At 68.2% G+C, this 17,999-nt stretch carries 17 protein-coding genes; 6 read left to right on the top strand and 11 right to left on the bottom strand.

Annotated features, from left to right (window positions below; genetic code table 11):
• Nucleotides 1-56: 56 nt before the first annotated feature.
• The 3 genes from rplT to infC all read right to left on the bottom strand — a co-directional run bounded on the left by rplT (nucleotide 57) and on the right by infC (nucleotide 1,440).
• Nucleotides 57-437 carry a 50S ribosomal protein L20 gene (gene rplT / locus ON37_RS09655; protein ID WP_025348785.1) on the bottom strand — a complete coding sequence of 127 codons (381 nt, stop codon included), beginning with the start codon at nucleotides 435-437 and terminating at the stop codon, nucleotides 57-59.
• Between the two features lie 73 nt (nucleotides 438-510).
• Nucleotides 511-705: a 50S ribosomal protein L35 gene (rpmI, locus tag ON37_RS09650; RefSeq protein WP_040718578.1), complete on the bottom strand. Its 195-nt coding sequence runs from the start codon at nucleotides 703-705 to the stop codon at nucleotides 511-513.
• Nucleotides 706-771: 66 nt separating this feature from the next.
• Nucleotides 772-1,440 (bottom strand): translation initiation factor IF-3, encoded by a 669-nt coding sequence (infC, locus tag ON37_RS09645; protein WP_040718521.1) that lies wholly within the window; start codon nucleotides 1,438-1,440, stop codon nucleotides 772-774.
• Between the two features lie 375 nt (nucleotides 1,441-1,815).
• On the opposite strand from infC, the gene ON37_RS09640 reads away from it, so the two are divergent.
• Nucleotides 1,816-2,187: a DUF1844 domain-containing protein gene (locus ON37_RS09640; RefSeq protein ID WP_051031395.1), complete on the top strand. Its 372-nt coding sequence runs from the start codon at nucleotides 1,816-1,818 to the stop codon at nucleotides 2,185-2,187.
• 43 nt (nucleotides 2,188-2,230) lie between these two features.
• On the opposite strand, the gene ON37_RS09635 is transcribed toward ON37_RS09640, so the two are convergent.
• The 3 genes from ON37_RS09635 to ON37_RS09625 form a co-directional block, all read right to left on the bottom strand.
• Entirely contained in the window at nucleotides 2,231-2,875 is a 645-nt protein-coding gene (locus ON37_RS09635; RefSeq protein WP_051031394.1) for a TetR/AcrR family transcriptional regulator, read from the bottom strand.
• 5 nt (nucleotides 2,876-2,880) lie between these two features.
• The gene (locus ON37_RS09630) at nucleotides 2,881-3,708 is read right to left on the bottom strand and encodes a class I SAM-dependent methyltransferase (protein ID WP_040718575.1); all 828 of its coding nucleotides are present in this window, start codon (nucleotides 3,706-3,708) and stop codon (nucleotides 2,881-2,883) included.
• 146 nt (nucleotides 3,709-3,854) lie between these two features.
• Nucleotides 3,855-4,823, bottom strand: coding sequence for an NAD(P)H-dependent flavin oxidoreductase (locus tag ON37_RS09625; RefSeq protein WP_040718519.1), 969 nt, complete (start codon nucleotides 4,821-4,823; stop codon nucleotides 3,855-3,857).
• 218 nt (nucleotides 4,824-5,041) lie between these two features.
• Between ON37_RS09625 and ON37_RS09620 the strand changes: the two genes are divergently transcribed.
• Both ON37_RS09620 and ON37_RS09615 read left to right on the top strand, forming a co-directional pair.
• Nucleotides 5,042-5,263, top strand: coding sequence for a hypothetical protein (locus ON37_RS09620; protein ID WP_040718518.1), 222 nt, complete (start codon nucleotides 5,042-5,044; stop codon nucleotides 5,261-5,263).
• Nucleotides 5,263-6,561: a hypothetical protein gene (locus ON37_RS09615; protein ID WP_040718517.1), complete on the top strand. Its 1,299-nt coding sequence runs from the start codon at nucleotides 5,263-5,265 to the stop codon at nucleotides 6,559-6,561. The genes ON37_RS09620 and ON37_RS09615 overlap by 1 nt, the downstream gene beginning before the upstream one ends.
• Before the next feature lie 75 nt (nucleotides 6,562-6,636).
• Here ON37_RS09615 and uvrA read toward each other — a convergent pair whose 3' ends face one another.
• Nucleotides 6,637-9,591 carry an excinuclease ABC subunit UvrA gene (gene uvrA, locus ON37_RS09610; protein WP_040718516.1) on the bottom strand — a complete coding sequence of 985 codons (2,955 nt, stop codon included), beginning with the start codon at nucleotides 9,589-9,591 and terminating at the stop codon, nucleotides 6,637-6,639.
• Nucleotides 9,592-9,719: 128 nt separating this feature from the next.
• Nucleotides 9,720-10,865 (bottom strand): beta-ketoacyl synthase N-terminal-like domain-containing protein, encoded by a 1,146-nt coding sequence (locus ON37_RS09605; protein ID WP_040718515.1) that lies wholly within the window; start codon nucleotides 10,863-10,865, stop codon nucleotides 9,720-9,722.
• 305 nt (nucleotides 10,866-11,170) lie between these two features.
• Here ON37_RS09605 and ON37_RS09600 point away from each other — a divergent pair, with 305 nt between their 5' ends.
• Both ON37_RS09600 and ON37_RS09595 read left to right on the top strand, forming a co-directional pair.
• Nucleotides 11,171-12,511: a diguanylate cyclase domain-containing protein gene (locus ON37_RS09600; protein WP_306306468.1), complete on the top strand. Its 1,341-nt coding sequence runs from the start codon at nucleotides 11,171-11,173 to the stop codon at nucleotides 12,509-12,511.
• Between the two features lie 163 nt (nucleotides 12,512-12,674).
• Nucleotides 12,675-15,050 carry a HelD family protein gene (locus tag ON37_RS09595; RefSeq protein WP_051031393.1) on the top strand — a complete coding sequence of 792 codons (2,376 nt, stop codon included), beginning with the start codon at nucleotides 12,675-12,677 and terminating at the stop codon, nucleotides 15,048-15,050.
• Between the two features lie 27 nt (nucleotides 15,051-15,077).
• On the opposite strand, the gene ON37_RS09590 is transcribed toward ON37_RS09595, so the two are convergent.
• From ON37_RS09590 to ON37_RS09580, 3 genes are all read right to left on the bottom strand, one after another.
• Entirely contained in the window at nucleotides 15,078-15,530 is a 453-nt protein-coding gene (locus ON37_RS09590; RefSeq protein ID WP_040718513.1) for a universal stress protein, read from the bottom strand.
• Between the two features lie 440 nt (nucleotides 15,531-15,970).
• Nucleotides 15,971-16,387, bottom strand: a complete 417-nt coding sequence (locus tag ON37_RS09585) for a DoxX family protein (RefSeq protein WP_040718512.1) — start codon at nucleotides 16,385-16,387, stop codon at nucleotides 15,971-15,973.
• A 120-nt stretch (nucleotides 16,388-16,507) separates the two neighbouring features.
• Nucleotides 16,508-17,395, bottom strand: a complete 888-nt coding sequence (locus ON37_RS09580) for an AraC family transcriptional regulator (protein WP_245553131.1) — start codon at nucleotides 17,393-17,395, stop codon at nucleotides 16,508-16,510.
• 67 nt (nucleotides 17,396-17,462) lie between these two features.
• On the opposite strand from ON37_RS09580, the gene ON37_RS09575 reads away from it, so the two are divergent.
• Complete coding sequence (locus tag ON37_RS09575; RefSeq protein ID WP_040718510.1) at nucleotides 17,463-17,933, top strand: VOC family protein; 471 nt, start codon at nucleotides 17,463-17,465, stop codon at nucleotides 17,931-17,933.
• Nucleotides 17,934-17,999: the final 66 nt, after the last annotated feature.

Here is a 17,999-nt window from a genome sequence, read left to right as displayed (position 1 = left end):
GTCGTCGGAGCCGCGCTCCGCGGGTCGTTTCGACGTGTTGGTCAACTGGTCGCAGCTCAGGCGGCCGGAGCGTTGACATCCTCCGGCAGGGCGGCCTTGGCCACCGCCACCAGGCCGGCGAACGCCTCGGCGTCGGAGACGGCGAGCTCGGCGAGGATCTTGCGGTCGACCTCGACACCCGCGGCCTTCAGGCCCTGGATGAAGCGGTTGTAGGTGATGTCGTTCAGCCGAGCCGCGGCGTTGATACGCGCGATCCACAGCTTGCGGAAGTCACCCTTGCGGGCCCGGCGGTCGCGGTAGGCGTAGGTGAGCGAGTGCAGCTGCTGTTCCTTGGCCTTGCGGTACAGCCGCGAGCGCTGCCCGCGGTAGCCCTTGGAGGCCTCGAGCACGGAACGGCGCTTCTTCTGAGCGTTGACGGCCCTTTTGACGCGTGCCACTGGTCAGTCCTTGTTCGATCGAGGGGCGCGGCGGCGCCCACAGGTTGGGAGAGGGAACGGTGCGCGAGTGCGCTCAGATACCGAGCAGCTTCTTCACGCGACGCACGTCAGCGGGCGCGACGACCTCCGTGCCGTCCAGACGACGAGTCCGGCGGCTCGGCTTGTGCTCGAGCAGGTGGCGACGGTTCGCCTGCTGGCGCAGCAGCTTGCCGCGACCGGACACCTTGAATCGCTTCGAGGTGCCGCTGTGGCTCTTCATCTTCGGCATGGATTCCTCAATCTCGTCTCGTTCCGGCGGCATCGCATTCCTGCGATACCGCCGGGCTGTATCGGTTTACTGCGGGCTGGCCGCTTCGGTTTCCGGTGCGGGCGCCGCCGTCCCGGCCGTGGCGTCGCCCCCAGCGGGCGCCGCACCGCGCTGCGCGCTCTGCTGCGCGGCGGTCTGCGCCTTCGCGCGGGTCTTCGCACCCTTGTGAGGCGCGAGGACCATCGTCATGTTCCGGCCGTCCTGCTTGGCGGAGGTCTCCACGAAGCCGAGATCGGCGACGTCGGAGGCCAGCCGCTGCAGCAGCCGGAAACCGAGTTCGGGCCGCGACTGCTCACGACCACGGAACATGATGGTGACCTTGACCTTCGACCCGGCCTCGAGGAACCGCATCACGTGTCCCCGTTTGGTCGCGTAGTCGTGGTCATCGATCTTCGGACGGAGCTTCTGCTCCTTGATCACGGTCTGCTGCTGGTTCTTGCGGGACTCGCGCGCCTTCTGCGCGGTCTCGTACTTGAACTTGCCGTAGTCCATGATCTTGCAGACCGGTGGACGCGCGTCCGGTGCGACCTCGACGAGGTCGAGGTCAGCCTCTTGGGCGACGCGTAGTGCATCTTCAACACGCACGATCCCCACCTGCTCACCCCCCGGTCCGATGAGTCGGACCTCGGGCACGCGGATGCGATCGTTGATGCGGGTCTCAGTGCTGATGGGGCCTCCTAGGTCAAGCGGTGTCATCCAACGACCGCGAGCAACAACTGCAACCCCATACCCAACACGAAAGCCCCGTCGCGGTATTTCACCGCTACGGGGCCCGAATGTCGACCGGTCGTCGCGGGCACCCGTCACGCGGGTTGCCACCTCGACCTCGTCACGGACGAATCCGAACGAGAACCCGCCGTCGCGGCGGGTGACCGGACCATCGAGCCAGGCACGCAGGCCGGCCGGTGGTGGGAGTCGGGCTCCACTTACAGCCCCGAGCCGGTGAGCTGGATCGGTTCCAACGCGGGACCGGGGCGGTCGTCGCCGACCACTTTAACACCGGATGGGCCTCTACTCCCAATCGGCCGCCCCCGCAACCCGTCGGCACGAACTCGATGACATGCTACGGATATGAGCGAGCATGCCGGCGACCCCATCCCGACCGTGTCCGACGAGGCGGAGAACGTCCGGGAACTGGCCGATATCCCCGCTGTCGAGGTGATCAGCCGGGCCGCGGTGATGCTGATGAGTTCGGCCGCCGAAAAGCTCGGTCTGGCCGACGAGGACCCCGATTCCAGCCCGCGCCGCGACCTCGACGAGGCCCGTCGCGTCATCACCGCGCTCGCGGGACTGGTGACCGCCTCGGTGGAATACCTCGGCCCGCACGCCGGACCGATTCGCGAGGGCCTGCAGTCGCTGCAGCGCGCGTTCCGCGAATCGTCGGCGCATCCGGACGCACCCGGTGCGGGACCGGGCGAGAAGTACACCGGACCGGTCTACTGAGCGCCCGACCCCTCCGGGTAACGCGCGCCCCGCGAAGCCGGCCTCACTCGGCTCCACCGGGCGTGGATTCCGGCCGGTTCGGGGCGATCCCCCGCAGCAGGGTCGCGACGACGGATTCGAGCGGCGGCGGGTCGGCCGGATGTGACGCACCGGCGAGCAGCGCCGACAGCACCTCGTCGTGACAGATGCCCACCAGCACGGCAGCCGCCGCCTCGACATCCGCTTCCGCCGCCAATCGGCCCAGTTCGCGTTCGGCGCGCAGATAATCGATCAGTTCGTCGCGCCAGAGTCGTTGCCGCCCTTCGGCTTCGGCGAAGCGGGCCAGGACGGCCGGCTGGGTGAGCAAACCCGCGAACACGGGCAGCACCGCCCGATGGAGGGCCAGGCCCTGCCGCAGGCAGACCATCAGGTTCTCCGCCACGGTGGCGCTGCCGGGTGCAGGCAGCGGTCCGAAGCCGCGGCCGACCGAGTCGACGTGGGCGCGCAGCGCGGCGGCGAGGAGTTCCTCCTTGTCCGCGAAATGGTTGTAGAGCACCCCGTCGGACACCCCGGCCGCCCGCGCGATGGCACGGACGGTCAGCCCGGCACTGCCCTGGTCGGCGAACAATTTCTCGGCGGTCGCGATCAGATGAGCGCGGAGATCGGGAATGTCGCGGTCGTGCAGTGCCGCTGCCCGTCTGGGTGACATGAAACCTACGGTAGTGCGACCGTGGCCGTGATGAGCCGGGAGGCCGAGCGCAGCCGGATCGCCTCATCCCCGGCGTAGGGTGCCAGGGCGGTACCGAGCGCCGCGCGAACCGCGTCGTCGGTGGCGAAATCGTTGCGTTGCCGGTGGTATCGCACGGGGCCCCACCCGAGCATGAATTCGGTGGCGTCGGCGACATCGGCACCCCAGACACCGACGGTGTCGACCCGCTCGTTGGTGACGTCGGTGAATCCGGCGGCACCCAGTAGTTCCGCCGTGGCCCCCGGATCGGCGAAAGCGCTGAACCCGTGCCCGATCCCGAATCCCGGCAAGTGGGTGGCGATCGCGGCGAAGACGGCTCCGACCTGCGACCCCGCGAGAATCGGCACGGCGATCGCGAGCCGGCCGCCGGGCACCAGCGCCCGGGCGATATTGGCGAAGGCCGCGACCGGGTCGGCGAAGAACATGATGCCGTAGCGGCTCAGCGCCACGTCGAACGAGCCCGGGTCGAACTCGAACACCTGCGCATCGCCCTGGTGGAACGACACGTTGTCCACGCCCTGCTCCGTGGCGAGCTGCCGAGCCCGGGCAAGCATCGGCCCGGACAGATCGACACCGGTGGCAGTCCGGACACGCCGCGCCGCGAGCCGCGTCAATTGCCCGTTCCCGCACCCGATATCGAGCACCCGATCCCCTGCCGTCAGCCGCGCGGCGGAGAGCAACGGTTCGTTGATTCCGGCGTTCACCGCGTCGTATCGGTCCACATGGCCGGCCCAGTGTTCCCCTTCATATCCGTTCCACGCCTCGGCTTGCGCGGTGTTGACGATCTCGGCCATCACGGTCTCCTCCCGCATTATGAACACTTGTTCATGAACGTGTGTTCATAATGACGCCCGGCGACAGGGGCCGTCAAGGCCGGGGCTCACTCGACAGCCGGACAGGTGCCGCGCATCGGAGTGGAGCCGGGCCGGGCCGGCCGCAATCAGTTGCCGCGCAAGGAAATACGACGAAGGGCCGCTTCGGTGTCCGCCGCCAGCTCGCCGACCAGTTCGGTGGCCGAGGCAATCGAGGCGACGCGGTCGACGGCCTGGCCCGCCCAGACCGGGACGGCGGCAACATCGTCGCGGGCGGCGGCCGCGCGATACTCGCGCAGGGCGGCCTCGTCGGCGCGCAACTCGTCGTCTCGACCGCGCCATCGGTCGAGGAAGGCATTGCGCAGGGTGCGGGCGGGATACTTCTCCGGCCAGGGCGCGCCGCGCGCGATATCGAGGGTCCAGTTCACCTCGGTGTCGGCACCGCGGGCATCGACCAACGCCTTGCTCACCGGACCGGTCACCAATGCCTCGTGGGTGGCCTCGAAGCGGGTGCCGAGCATCGCGCCGGCGGCGCCCAGGGCCAGCGCCGCCGCGATCGCCCGCCCGTCGGCGATACCGCCCGCCGCCAGGACCGGCACCGACCCGGCCAGATCGACGACCGTCGGCACGAACGACAGCGTTCCGATTCCCGCGGCGGCGCAGTGCCCGCCGGCGTCGCTGCCCTGCGCCACCAGCACCTCCGCACCGGCATCCAACGCCACCTGCGCTTCGGTCACGTCGGTGACCTGCGCGATGAGAATCGCCCCGGCGTCTCGAACCGTCGCCGCCAGCGGCGTCGGGTCGCCGAACGACAGCAGCACCGCCGCCGGCTGCCAGGCCAGCGCGTGCTCGAGCACGGCCCGGTCGATCGCCCAGCTCAGAAATCCGATTCCCCATGGGGCCGTGGTGTTCTCGGTCACCAGGCGCAGTTCCCGCTCGACCCAATCCCGATCGCCGCGACCGCCGCCGATCAAACCGAGGCCGCCGCCCTCGGACACCGCGGCGGCCAGCGCTCCCCCGGCCTCACCACCCATCGGCGCGGACACGATCGGATGCCGGACGCGGAGGAGTTCGGTGAATGCAGTCGGAATCGCCATCTCTCGATCGTCGCAGGTTCCACGGCTCGATTCGCACGCGGCAGTCCCGCGGTCGTTCGCGCGGTCTCGTTGTCGTCCTCGAGCACGGCCGGGTGCGGCGGTGAAGTGGCCCAAAGCCACCACATTTCGCCCCGGCGTCCCATAGATCGCTTCTATGATTCGCCCGAGGTCTCCGTGGGTACGTTCCAGCGGAAGAAGCGAAGATACCGGGGTGCACCATGACGGCCAGAGGTGATCTGGACAACGAACTCGGCGGGCCACTGCCCGCCACGGATCTGCTGACCGATGCGGAATGCGCCGACCTGGCGGCCCTGTTCGCCGCCGCCAAACGTGCCGAGGCGCAGGGCCTCTCGCACGCAGTGGATGCGATGATCGGAGCCCTGCCGCGACCGCTGCGGGGACCGGCGAAGAAGGTCATGTTCGGGAATCTGCTGGACTGATGACGGATCCGGTAACCCGCGCACAACTCATCCTGCTGGCCCGCACCCTGCACGTTCCGCCGGAACGGATCGCCCACCTCGAACGACTGGGCGCACACCACCTGCACGATATTCAGCAGCGCATGGCGGCGATCATCTTCGACCAACATGCCGAAACCTTCCGGCGGATCAGCCGATTGGTGCCGATCATCCCGCTCAGTATCTCGATGCCGCTGGTGCAGAAGCTCGTGCCACCGGCGCTGACCGGCCGGGCCGCCGGCGCGGTCGGCATCGACCACCCGAAGAAGGCCGCCGAGACCGTGGCGCTGCTGGGTGTCGGTTATGCCGCCGACTGCGCGCCGTACCTCGACCCCCGCACCGTCGGCGAACTGGCCGATATCGCGCCGCCCGAGCCGATCGTGCACATCCTCAACGAGGTGCTGCGCCGCCGTGACTACATCACGGCGGGACCGTTTCTGGGCTACGCCACCCCGCGATTGATCGCGGCGGTGGAACGCGGCGTCCCCGACGACGAGGGGTTGATCTTCTCGGCATCGTTCGCGTACTCCACGACCGCACTGACCTCCGTGCTGCGTCAGCTGCTCACCGGCCCGGCCCGCCGGATGCCGCGGATGCTGCACACGGTGCTCCACGGTTCACCGGAACTGTGCCTGGCCGCGCTGTCTATTTTCGCCCGCTGCGACGCCGATGTCGTTGCGGCCGTTGGCGATATCGCCGTCCAGGTGGGTTCGCCCGGCGCGCTGTGCGATCTGGTGGTGACCGCGATCCACGGGAACGCGGTCCGGGATTTGACCGTCTTCTTCGCCGCCATGCACCCGCCCGCCGTGGCCACGATCGCCAGGCTGCCGATCTTCGCCGATACCGCGGTGGCCGCCGCCCTGGTACAGGGGCTGGCCGACTGCTCCGACCCGGCGCCGTGGCGCGGTCTGTTCGCTGTGCTGGCGCAGACGGACGGTGCGCTGCGCCCGGAACTGGCCCGGATGTTCGCCCAGCAGGCGGATGCCCTCATCGCGACGCTGCCGTCGCATGCGACCGAGGCCGATCTGTGGCCCGCGCTACTGGAAATCGTTGCGGCGGGCGACCGTTCGGTGCAGGCGCGCATTGGCAGCATCTGGGCAGCACTGCCGCCCGAACGCCGCGCCGGTGTGCAATGGCATCTGGACGAACGCAACGACGATCCGCGGCTGGCCACGATCGCCGCAGCGGTGGCGGCCGGTTCGGTTTCGGTGGAGGAGGTCTTCTTCCGGCGTCGCCAGCTCGGCCGCCGGCGCGGGGCGGAGAGCTGGGACGCCGTCTGATCCGGTACCCGCGGAGGGCACGGTGCCGGCTCTGCGCGACCCGCCGGAGACCGGTGGGTCGCGCAGCGCGCCGCATCAGCCGACCGCAGCGGTCCGGCGGCGAGCGGTGGTCTTGCGCGCTGCGGTTTTGGCCGCGGGCTTCTTCGCCTTGGTGCTTGTGGTCGCCGCGGCACCCGGCTTGCCGAGCACCTCGCGCAGGAACTGCCCGGTGTAGCTCTCGGCCACGGCCGCAACATCTTCCGGCGTGCCCTGCGCGATCACCGTGCCACCGCCGGACCCGCCCTCGGGCCCCATGTCGATCACCCAGTCGGAGGTCTTGATCACGTCGAGGTTGTGCTCGATGACGATCACGGTGTTGCCCTTGTCCACCAGACCGTTGATGACGCCGAGCAGTTTGCGGATGTCTTCGAAGTGCAGACCCGTGGTGGGCTCGTCGAGGATGTAGACGGTACGACCGGTGGACCGCTTCTGCAGTTCCGCCGCCAGCTTCACCCGCTGCGCCTCACCACCGGACAGCGTCGGCGCGCTCTGCCCCAGGCGCACATAACCGAGCCCGACATCGACGAGGGTCTTGAGATACCGATGGATCGAGGTGACCGGTTCGAAGAATTCGGCGGCCTCCTCGATCGGCATATCCAGCACCTCGGCGATGGTCTTGCCCTTGTAGTGCACCTCGAGCGTCTCCCGGTTGTACCGAGCGCCATGGCACACCTCGCACGGCACGTACACATCCGGCAGGAAGTTCATCTCGATCTTCAATGTGCCGTCGCCCGAACAGGCCTCGCAACGGCCGCCTTTGACGTTGAACGAGAACCGCCCCGGCTGGTAACCGCGCACCTTGGCCTCGGTGGTAGCCGCGAACAGCGTCCGGATCTTGTCGAAGACTCCGGTGTAGGTGGCCGGATTCGAGCGCGGCGTCCGGCCGATCGGCGACTGATCGACCTGCACCAGTTTGTCCAGATGATCGAGTCCGTTGATGCGGGTGTGCCGGCCGGGCACCTGCCGCGCGCCGTTGAGTTTGTTGGCCAGGACGGTCGCCAGGATGTCGTTGACCAGTGTCGACTTACCCGAGCCGGAGACGCCGGTGACCGAGGTGAGCACGCCCAGCGGGAAGGCGACGTCGATGCCCCGCAGGTTGTGTTCGCTCGCGCCGACGACGGTGAGCTGCTTCTTCTTCGACACCGGCCGCCGCATGAGCGGGACCTCGATCGCCTCCCGGCCCGACAGATACGCGCCGGTGAGCGAATTCGGATCCGCGAGCAGTCCGGGATACGGACCGCTGTAGACGACCTGACCGCCGTGTTCACCGGCGAGCGGGCCGATATCGACCACCCAGTCCGAGGCGTGAATGGTGTCCTCGTCGTGTTCGACCACGATCAGGGTGTTCCCGAGATCCCGTAGCCGGGTGAGGGTTTCGATCAGTCGGCGGTTGTCCCGCTGATGCAGACCGATCGACGGTTCGTCCAGCACGTAGAGCACGCCGACCAGGCCCGAGCCGATCTGGGTGGCCAGCCGGATACGCTGCGCCTCACCACCGGACAGGGTCGCCGCCGCCCGCGAGAGGGTCAGATATTCCAGGCCGACATCGAGCAGGAACCCCAACCGGGCCTGAATCTCCTTGAGTACCTGACCCGCGATCGCGGCCTCCCGCTCACCCAGCTCGAGCGAGTTGAGGAAACGCGAGCAGTCGCGAATCGACAGATCACACACTTCGGCGATGGAGCGGCGACCGGATTCGGCGTTGAGGGTGACCGCGAGAATCTCCGGCCGCAGCCGCGCACCCTGGCACACCGGGCACGGCACATCGCGCATGTACCCGTCGTAGTGCTCTTTCATCTGCTCGGATTCGGTGCTCTCCAGTCGCCGCTGCAGGAACGGCATCACACCCTCGAAATCCGCGTAGTAGGACCGCTTGCGGCCGTAGCGGTTGGTGTAGGACACGTGCACCTGATCGGAGCTGCCCTCCAGCACCGCCTTGCGGGCCTTGAGCGGCAAGCTATTCCACGGGGCGTCCATCGAGAATCCGATGGCTTCGGCCAGGCCGGACAGCAACCGGTTGAAGTATTCGGCGGTCTGTCCGCGCGACCACGGCGCGATCGCGCCCTCGTTGAGGCTGAGCTCCGGGTCCGGCACCACCAGCTCCGGGTCGACCTCCTTGCGGATACCCAGGCCCGCGCAGTCGGGGCAGGCGCCGTAGGGCGAATTGAACGAGAACGAGCGCGGTTCCAGATCCTCGATATCCAGGGGGTGGCCGTTGGGGCAGGCCAGCTTCTCGGAGAACCGCCGCTCGCGGTCGTGCGCGTGCTCGTCGCGATCGACGAAATCCAGCACCACGATGCCGTCGGCCAGCCGCAATGCCGTTTCGATCGAATCGGTCAGGCGCTGTTTCGAGCTCGGCTTGACCGCGAGCCGATCCACCACGACCTCGATGTCGTGCTTCTCCTGCTTCTTCAGCTTCGGCGGCTCGGTGAGTGGATAGACCACACCGTCCACCCGCACCCGGGAGTAGCCCTGGGTGTTCAACTGGTCGAACAGGTCCACGAATTCGCCCTTACGGGTGCGCACCACCGGTGCGAGGACCTGGAAGCGGGTCCCGGCCTCCATCTCCAGCACCTGGTCCACGATCTGCTGCGGAGTCTGCTTGGCGATCAGCTCACCACAGGTCGGGCAGTGCGGCGTACCGGCACGGGCGTAGAGCAGACGTAGATAGTCGTAGACCTCGGTGATGGTGCCGACGGTCGAGCGCGGATTGCGGTTGGTCGACTTCTGGTCGATCGACACCGCCGGGGACAAACCCTCGATGAAGTCGACGTCCGGCTTGTCCATCTGCCCGAGGAACTGGCGGGCATAGGCCGACAGCGATTCGACGTAGCGGCGCTGTCCCTCGGCGAAGATCGTGTCGAAGGCGAGGCTCGACTTCCCGGAGCCGGACAACCCGGTGAACACGATCAGGCTGTCACGTGGCAGGTCGAGGTCCACTCCCTTCAGGTTGTGCTCCCGAGCTCCGCGCACGGTCAACAGATCCGCCACCGGCTGTCCCTTCTCGATCGAAATTCGGCGTCCAGAATCACCCCCAGCCGCCATGCTAAGCACACCCACCGACAAGTTCGATGCGGCGCCGGGTCCGGGCCAGGCGCCGGCGTCGTTCCCGGCGGCGACTAGTCCGCCGGTCCGAGCACGACCACGGAGTTGTGCCCGCCCATCCCGAGCGAGGTCTTGACGGTGACCCCGCCCTCGAACGGGGTCGGCCCGTCCAGCAGGCGCGGGTGCGCCTCGGCCACGATCGGTGGCGCCGCCACCACACCGCGCTCGTAGCCCAGCGCCGCCGCCGCGATCTCGACGCCGGCCGCCGCGCCCATGCAGTGCCCGGTCAGCGGCTTGATCGAATAGATCTGCGGGCGATCGTCGAACAATTGCGCCAGCAGCATCCGCTCGGCGGCATCGGACTGGTGGGTCCCGGGCCCGTGGGCGTTGTAGTACGCGACCTCCGCAGGCCGCACGCCCGCCCGGTCCAGGGCCTGATGTGCACACTCCAGTATCCGCTCGATCCCCGGGTCCACGGAGACGACGTGATAAGCATCATTCGTCATCGCCCCACCGAGCACCGCGCAGTACGGTCGGTCGGCTCGGCGGGACAGGACGAACGCGACCGACGCCTCACCGAAGCTGAAGCCGCGGCTGCCCGCCTGGAACGGCCGGCAGGCGTCGAGGGGTTCGGCATCGGCGACCGCCGCGCCCATCTGCACGAAGTGGTGCACCATCTCCGGACTCGCGGACAGATCGGTGGTCACGCAGATCACGTCGTCGGCGAAGCCCTGGTCGAGCCACATCTGCGCGGTGATCAGGCCGACGTTGGCGGAACTACAGGCCGCGGAGACGTTCATCGACGGGCCGTGGAAGCCGAATTCCTGCATCAGCACCGAGATCGGCGTGGACGGCAGCAGCCGCAGGTAGTCCCGCGTCCGGCGCCGGCCCCCGTCGGCGGTGTAGAAGTCCTGCCAGTCGCGCACATCGCCGAGCACGATCGCGTGCACCACCCCGACCGTGCCGCCCGGCCGCCAGCCGCGTCGGGTGGCATCGGCGATCGCCTCCCGGGCGGCCTCCTGGACCGCACGCGCGTACCGGCTCGGACCGAGGGATTCGTCGCCGCCGGGGGGCACCACCGACACCCAGGCGTACTCGTCGCGGTCGGGCCCGTAACCGGGGTACAGGCCGGCGGCCGCTTTACCGCTGTTCAGACCACGCCACAGCGTCTCCCGGCCCCAGCCGTAACCGCTGACCACGCCGATACCCGCGATCGGCATACGATCTTGATAGTGTTGTCTGTATCTCGGGATCGTGCTCGGCATTCCTGCTCCTACACCCGGCCCGGCTGATGCGCCCGGCGTTCGCCCGGTCCGACACCGCCTCCGGTCTCGAACCCGAACCCGACAGCGTACCGTTCCTGATCACAATGGAATCGGCCACCTGTCATGATCACTCACAGGCCCGATGAAGAACTCGAACTGTGACCGAACCAATATCACAGGCGCTGTGATCCCTCATGCGTCACCATGAGAATGATCCGTGCGCCGATTGACCTGAACAGTCCATGATCAGGGGGTTACATGTGGTTGAGGCAGGTGAGAACCGGACCGACGCCGTGATCGATGCCGAACAGCTCGCCCAGCGGTACCGCACCCTGGTCGAGCACAGTCCCGACGGGGTCGTCGTCCACGAGGACGGCGTCGTCGTGTACGCGAATCCGGCGATCGTGCGACTGTTGGCCGCGTCCGGCGTGGACGAGGTGGTCGGCCACCCGGTGACCCAGTTCGTGGCGCATCGGGACGTACCGGCGATGATGGAGCGCATCGCCCGCTTGCACCAGACCGGCGATGCCTCCGAGACCGCGGAGATGACGCTGATCCGGTGCGACGGCCGAGCGGTCGACGTGGAGACGGTATCCGTGCTGACCGTCTGGCAGAACCGGCTCGCGTACCAGGTGGTGATCCACGACCTCACCGCGCAGCGGCGGGCCGAGGCCGCCCAGCGCCGCGCCGAACAACATTTCACCGCCGTGGTGTCACAACTCGAGGAGGGTGTGGTCGTCATCGACCGCGACGGCCGGATCGAATCGATCAACCCCGCCGCACTGCGCATCTTCGGCCACGAGGGCGACAACCTGGTCGGCCGGCGCATCGACTCGCTGCCGCTGTCCCTGCTGGACTCCAACGCCCAGCCGCTGGCGCCGAACCATCATCCGGTGGCCCGGACCCTCGCCACCGGCGAGACCATCTCCCGCTACGTCTTCGGCGTGGACCGCCCGGACGGGCAGCGCCGCTGGCTGTCGGGTTCGAGCCGTCTGCTCAATCCCGGCGCGCCCGATTCACCGGCCGTGTCCTCGTTCAACGATGTCACCGAATTCCGTGCCAGCCGAAGGCAATTGGAGTACCAGGCCACCCACGACCCGCTCACCGGGCTGGCCAACCGCTCACTGGTGCTCTCCCGGCTGGCGACCGCGCTCGGTGTCGACGAACAGGCTCCGGTCTCGAATGTGCTGTTCATCGATCTCGACGGATTCAAATCCATCAACGACACCCTCGGCCATGCCATCGGCGATACCGTGCTGCAGATCGTGGCCCAGCGCCTGCAACGCGGGTTGCGTACCGACGATGTGGTCGGCCGCATCGGCGGGGACGAATTCCTGGTGCTGCTGTCGGGCCGAACCCAGCCCGCCGACCTGGACGGGCTGATCGCCCGGCTGCGCCAGACGATGGCGGAACCGATCATCGCCCGGGGACACCGCATCCACATCGAGGCCTCGATCGGCGTCACTGCGCTACAGCCGGGCGACCCGCGCACCCCGGAGGCGGTCCTGCACGACGCGGACCTGGCGATGTACCGCGCCAAACCGGCCACCTCCGAGAGCAGCGCCCTGGGGCGGCGACCGAACAATACGCACGCCTCCTGAGCGCCCTAGTACCGTTCCGGTCCGGTGGTGCACTATTTCACTACCGGGTCGGCACCGCGTTCACCTGCGGATACGGCAAGTCCGGGAAAGCCGAACTAGACTCGACGATTCCGTTCTCTTCGCGCGCGGCCGGCTCGGCCCTGTGGTGACAAGGAGTTCCGTTTTGCCCGATCGCCTCACCGAGGATCGCCCGGCCGGCGACCGTGCGGCCGAATTGGAGCGTGAGCAGAGCTACCTCAGCCTGCTCTACGAGCGGCTGGACGGGATGCGCGCATACGCTCAACGCCGGCTGCGCACGGTACTGCTCGAATCCGGCGGGACGCCGCAGGCTCGCAGCGAGCGCGAATCGTTCACCCAGCTCTACTCCGAGGACCTGGCGAAATACGATGCCGCCGAGAACGGTCTGTGTTTCGGCCGCATCGATCTGGCGGCCGAGGCGAGCTCCGACACGGCCGACGGCGAATACCGCTACATCGGCCGGCTCGGCATCCTCGACGAGGAGGACGACTACGCCACGCTGCTGCTGGATTGGCGGGCGCCGCTGGCACGCCCGTTCTACCTGGCGACCACCGCCGCGCCCGACGGGGTGACCCGCCGCCGCCACATCCGGTCGCGCAACCGCACGGTCACCGGGATCAGCGACGAATATCTCGATCTCGACGCCGCGCGCCGCGCCGGGGCCATCGATTCCGACGACGGTGGGGTCGGCAGTGAGAGCGCCCTGCTGACGGCCCTCAACGCCGCTCGCACCGGGCATATGACCGATATCGTCGAGACGATCCAGAGCGAGCAGGATGCCATCATCCGCTCCGAGCACCGCAGTGTGCTGGTCGTTCAGGGCGGCCCGGGCACCGGGAAGACGGCGGTGGCACTGCATCGCGCGGCCTATCTGCTCTACACCTACCGCCAGCAGCTGGACAAGGCCGGCGTCCTGATCATCGGACCCAATTCGACCTTCCTCGACTACATCGGCCAGGTGCTGCCCTCGCTCGGGGAAACCGGGGTGCTGCTTTCCACTATCGGCAATCTCTATCCGGGAGTGGAAGCGACACTGGAGGATTCGCTGCGCGCCGGCGAGCTCAAGGGTTCGCTGGAGATGATCGATGTGCTGAAGAAGGCGGTGCGCGACCGGCAGGAGGTCCCGAGTGAACCGGTCCGCCTCGACTTCGACGGGTACGAGCTGACGCTGGATCGCAAGATCGCCACCCGGGCCCGGGGCCGGGCGCGCTCGTCCCGGCGGCCGCACAACCTCGCTCGCCCGATCTTCGCGGCGGCGGTGGTCGACGCGCTGACCGATCAGCTGGCTCAGATCATCGGTAAGGACCAGTTCGCCGACACCGTCGACGAAGCCGATGCCGCCGCCGGCCGCCGGCCCGCGGGTAACGCCCGCAATCTGCTGAGCCAGGCCGATCTCACCGAGATCCGCGACGAGATGCGCGCCGACGCCGGTATCCAGCACGCGATCGCACAGCTGTGGCCGATCCTCACCCCGCAACAGGTGCTGGCGGAGCTGTGGGCCGACCCCCAGCGCTTGGCCCGCGCGGCGGACAAGCTGAGCGCCGAGGACCGCAAGGAGCTGTTCCGCGCCGCCGGACCGGGCGGCGAGCCCGAATTCTCCGCCGCCGATGCGCCGCTGCTCGACGAGCTGGCCGAACTGCTCGGCATCGACGACGCCGAGGAGCGGGAGCGGTCGCGACGCCGCTGGCGGGCGCAGCTGGCCGAGGCCCAGGAGGCGCTCGACATCCTGACCGGTTCGGCGCCGCAGGACCTCGAAGACGATCTGGATCCGGAGATCCTGATGGCCTACGACCTCATCGACGCCGGCCAACTCGCCGAACGCCAGCATGTGCGCAATCGCCAGACCACCGCGGAACGCGCGGCGGGCGATCGGAGCTGGACCTACGGCCACGTGATCATCGACGAGGCCCAGGAGCTGTCGGAGATGGCCTGGCGAATGGTGATGCGACGGATCCCGAACCGCTGGGTGACAGTGGTCGGAGATGTGGCGCAGACCGGCGATCCGGCCGGTGCCTCGTCCTGGCAGCGAATGCTCGAACCGTATGTCGCCCAACGCTGGAAGCTGACCGAACTGACGGTCAACTACCGCACCCCCGCCGAGATCATGGCGGTGGCCGCCGATGTGCTGGCGGCCATCGATCCGGAGGCGACGATCCCGCGGTCGGTGCGCGAATCCGGCTTCCCGCCGCGGGCGGTGCAGGTGCCGGTGGGTGGATCGCTCGCCGCGGTCACCGAGTTGGTGGCGGCGGAGGCGGAGCGGCCGGGTATCACCGCCGTCCTCGCCCCGCATGCGACCGTCGGTGAATTCGCTTCGCTGGCAGGCGATTCCGTCCGGGTGCTGACGGTCGCGGAGGTGAAGGGCCTGGAATTCGACGCCGTCGTACTGGTGGAACCGCAGGCGATCCTGGACGAATCGCCGCGCGGCCTCAACGATCTCTACGTGGCGCTCACTCGCGCGACGCAGCGATTATCGGTCGTGCACACCGGCGCGCTGCCCGAGGTCCTCGGCGCACTGCGCTGAGCACCCCGGGCCGGGACGATCGGCGGGTCAGCGAACGGTGTGCACGATGAGGACGTCGCTACGAGACTTGCGGGCGACGTCCGACGGCACGGAGCCGAGCAGGCGGCCGGTGAGGGTGTTGAGGCCCCGGTTACCGACGACCAGCAGATCGGCGTCGACCTCCTTGACCAGATTCAGCAGCGATTCCACGGGTTCGCCGACAACGGCCTTCTCGATGACGTTGGTCGCGCCGGCGGCGACGGCCTTGTCCCGCGCGACCCGCAGGATCTCGTTGGTCGGGGCGGAGCCGCGCACCTGATAGGCCTCGTCCTTGAGGACGTCGGCCGCGGCGGCCACATCGCGGTCGTCGGTCGGGTAGTACGCGCACGCGACGTACAGGGTGGCGCCCGCGTCGCCGGCCAATGCGGCGGCCTTCTCGACAGCGACATACGACGAGTCCGAGCCATCGGTACCGACGACAATGGACCGGTAGGCGGTCATCTTTCCTCCAAACGTACAAGTGGGCGGATGCCGGCGCGCAATTCCGAGCAGAAACACACGCGCGGCAACTGCGCTAGACCATAACCGTTATCGAGCCGGAATCCTCAGAAATCGCAACACATCACACCCGGTGCCCTTCGCCACCCATCCCACACCGACCGCGTCGGAAGGCCGGCCGAACCCGCCTCACCAGCGCCGATGCGGTCGGCGGCGCAAGCCGGATGCGACCGGCATCGCAGCGCCGAACCTGGTTGGGGCACTGGGATTTTCGTCACAACAACACATTCTCCATTTGCCCGCCCGCCGATTGCCCCGAGCACACGAACGGCGGCCGGGCCACTCGTGAGAACTCACAATTCGCGCTGTCGGTCACGGAACCGCGGCCCGATGGAATGGCCGCGCAATTACCGGGATTACGAAATTGCGTGACTGTGCGACGTTCAGCCGAGGTGGAATAGCGGACCGGTGATTGTGGCGCCGAGATCGTCGACGTGCGCGAAGAAGGCGAACAGCATCAGCGCCGCGCCCGCCAACGCCAGATCCTTGTTGAAATGGATCATCTCGCCCTGTTTGGCCTGCGCATCGGATTCCTTCCAGAACGGATGCATGAGGAATGCGGTCGGCACCAGGAATACGAACAGCAACAGCGCGCCCAGATCGGCCCAGACGCCGAGCAGCACGCTCAGCGCACCGAGCAGCAGGACCACGCCCGACCCCAGCACGGCCTCCTTCGGCATGGGAACACCCTTGCTGCGGGCGTAACCCGCCATCGCATCCGCCTGGGTCAGATGCCCGATGGCCGAACTGGCGAACAGGATGACGAACAGGATGCGCCCGATCAATACCAGAACACTCATCGCGAACTCCTCTGTCGACCGGCAGCGCTACTGCCGGGCTGGTAGTACAGAATTCAACTACTTATGGTTCCCGATATTCCCCGCCCCCGGATCCACGGGGGATCATCGCTCCGGGGCCGGCTACTGCGGTGTGGCGTGCTGTGACAGTAACGAGGCGCGGGCGTATTCCAGCGGTGCCATTCCGATCTCGTTCGCAAATTCGCGGCTGAAATGGGCCTGATCGAAATAGCCAAGATCCAGCGCCAGCGCCGCCAGGTCGTCGGTGCGGCCCTGCGCCAGCAGTTGCGCACCGTCCTGCAGGCGATAGCGGCGCAGCACCCATTTTGGTCCGGCGCCGACATAGCGACGGAACAACCGCTGCAGGGTCCGGACCGGGATGTCGAACCGGTCGGTGACCTGATCGACGCGGGTGAGATCGCGGTCGGCTTCCATCGCCGCGATGATGCGCAGCACCAGCCGATAGGTGTCATCGGGCTCGGTGTGCCGTACCGCGCGGGCGAAGAAGGCGTCGACGATCGCGCGCCGCTGCTCGGCATGGGAGGCCGCGAGCACCTGTTCGGCCAGACCGGCGGATTCCGGAAGCACCTCGGTCAGCTCGACCGCCGTATCACGCAGCGCACCCACGTCGACGCCGGTGAAGGCGCCGAAACCGCCGGGCCGGAACTTGGCGGCGAAGGTCTGCCCCCGGCCGGACAATTCCCGGACGAACTTGGCGGTACTGACGCCATTGACGAATCCGCCGCGGCGGGTGTCGCTGTCCTCGAAGGTCACATTGATCGAGGGAAACGGCAACACCTGCGCCTGATACGGCTCGCGGCCGCGCAGATCCCAGGACACCGACCAATACCACTCGACGTACTCCGCCGTGACCGGCCCGGCCGGGAACCGTTCCAGGCGGCGGTAACGCGCCTGCTCCCGCGGATGCAGGATCCCTTTGGTCACCTCCGGCGGCGGCACCGGAACCGGCTGCAGCGCAGCCGGTTGCGGCCGAGCGTCAGCCCGCGACACGGCCGCCTCCTGGCGCCGGTCGCGTTCTTACAAGATCTTCGCGGCGGCTTCGCCGAAAGTGGTGGGCATGAGCAACGATGTCAACCCGATCCCCGAGGGCTATCACGCCATCAACTGTTTCCTCGCGGTGCCGGACGGCAACAAGGCCATCGAGTTCTATTCCGCGGTCTTCGGCGCAAAGGTGCTGAGCCGCAACGACCTTCCCGACGGTCAGGCGGCGCACGCCGAACTGGCCATCGGCGATTCGACGATCCAGGTGGGTATGCCGATCCCCGACCACGGGGTGCGCGCACCCGAATCGGGCTGGGTTCACACCAGCATCGTGCACTACTGCCCCGACGCGGACGCGGTCGTGGCCCGCGCCGAGGCGCACGGCGCGGCCCGGGTCGAGCAACCGCAGACCTTCGTCACCGGCGACCGCTACGGCCTGGTGATGGATCCGTTCGGCCATCGGTGGGTCGTCATGACGCGGATCGAGGACGTCTCCCGCGAAGAGGCCGAGCGGCGGGTGGACGAATGGATGGCCACCCAGGGCTGATCCGGGCCGCGCGGGTGCCCCGGCCCGACCGGGGCACCGCCACGTTCGCGGGAAAGAGACTGTCCG

The sequence above is a fragment of the Nocardia veterana NBRC 100344 genome (genome assembly GCF_000308855.1).
GTDB classification, from domain to species: Bacteria; Actinomycetota; Actinomycetes; order Mycobacteriales; family Mycobacteriaceae; genus Nocardia; species Nocardia veterana.
This window is presented reverse-complemented; position numbering and strand designations above follow the sequence as displayed.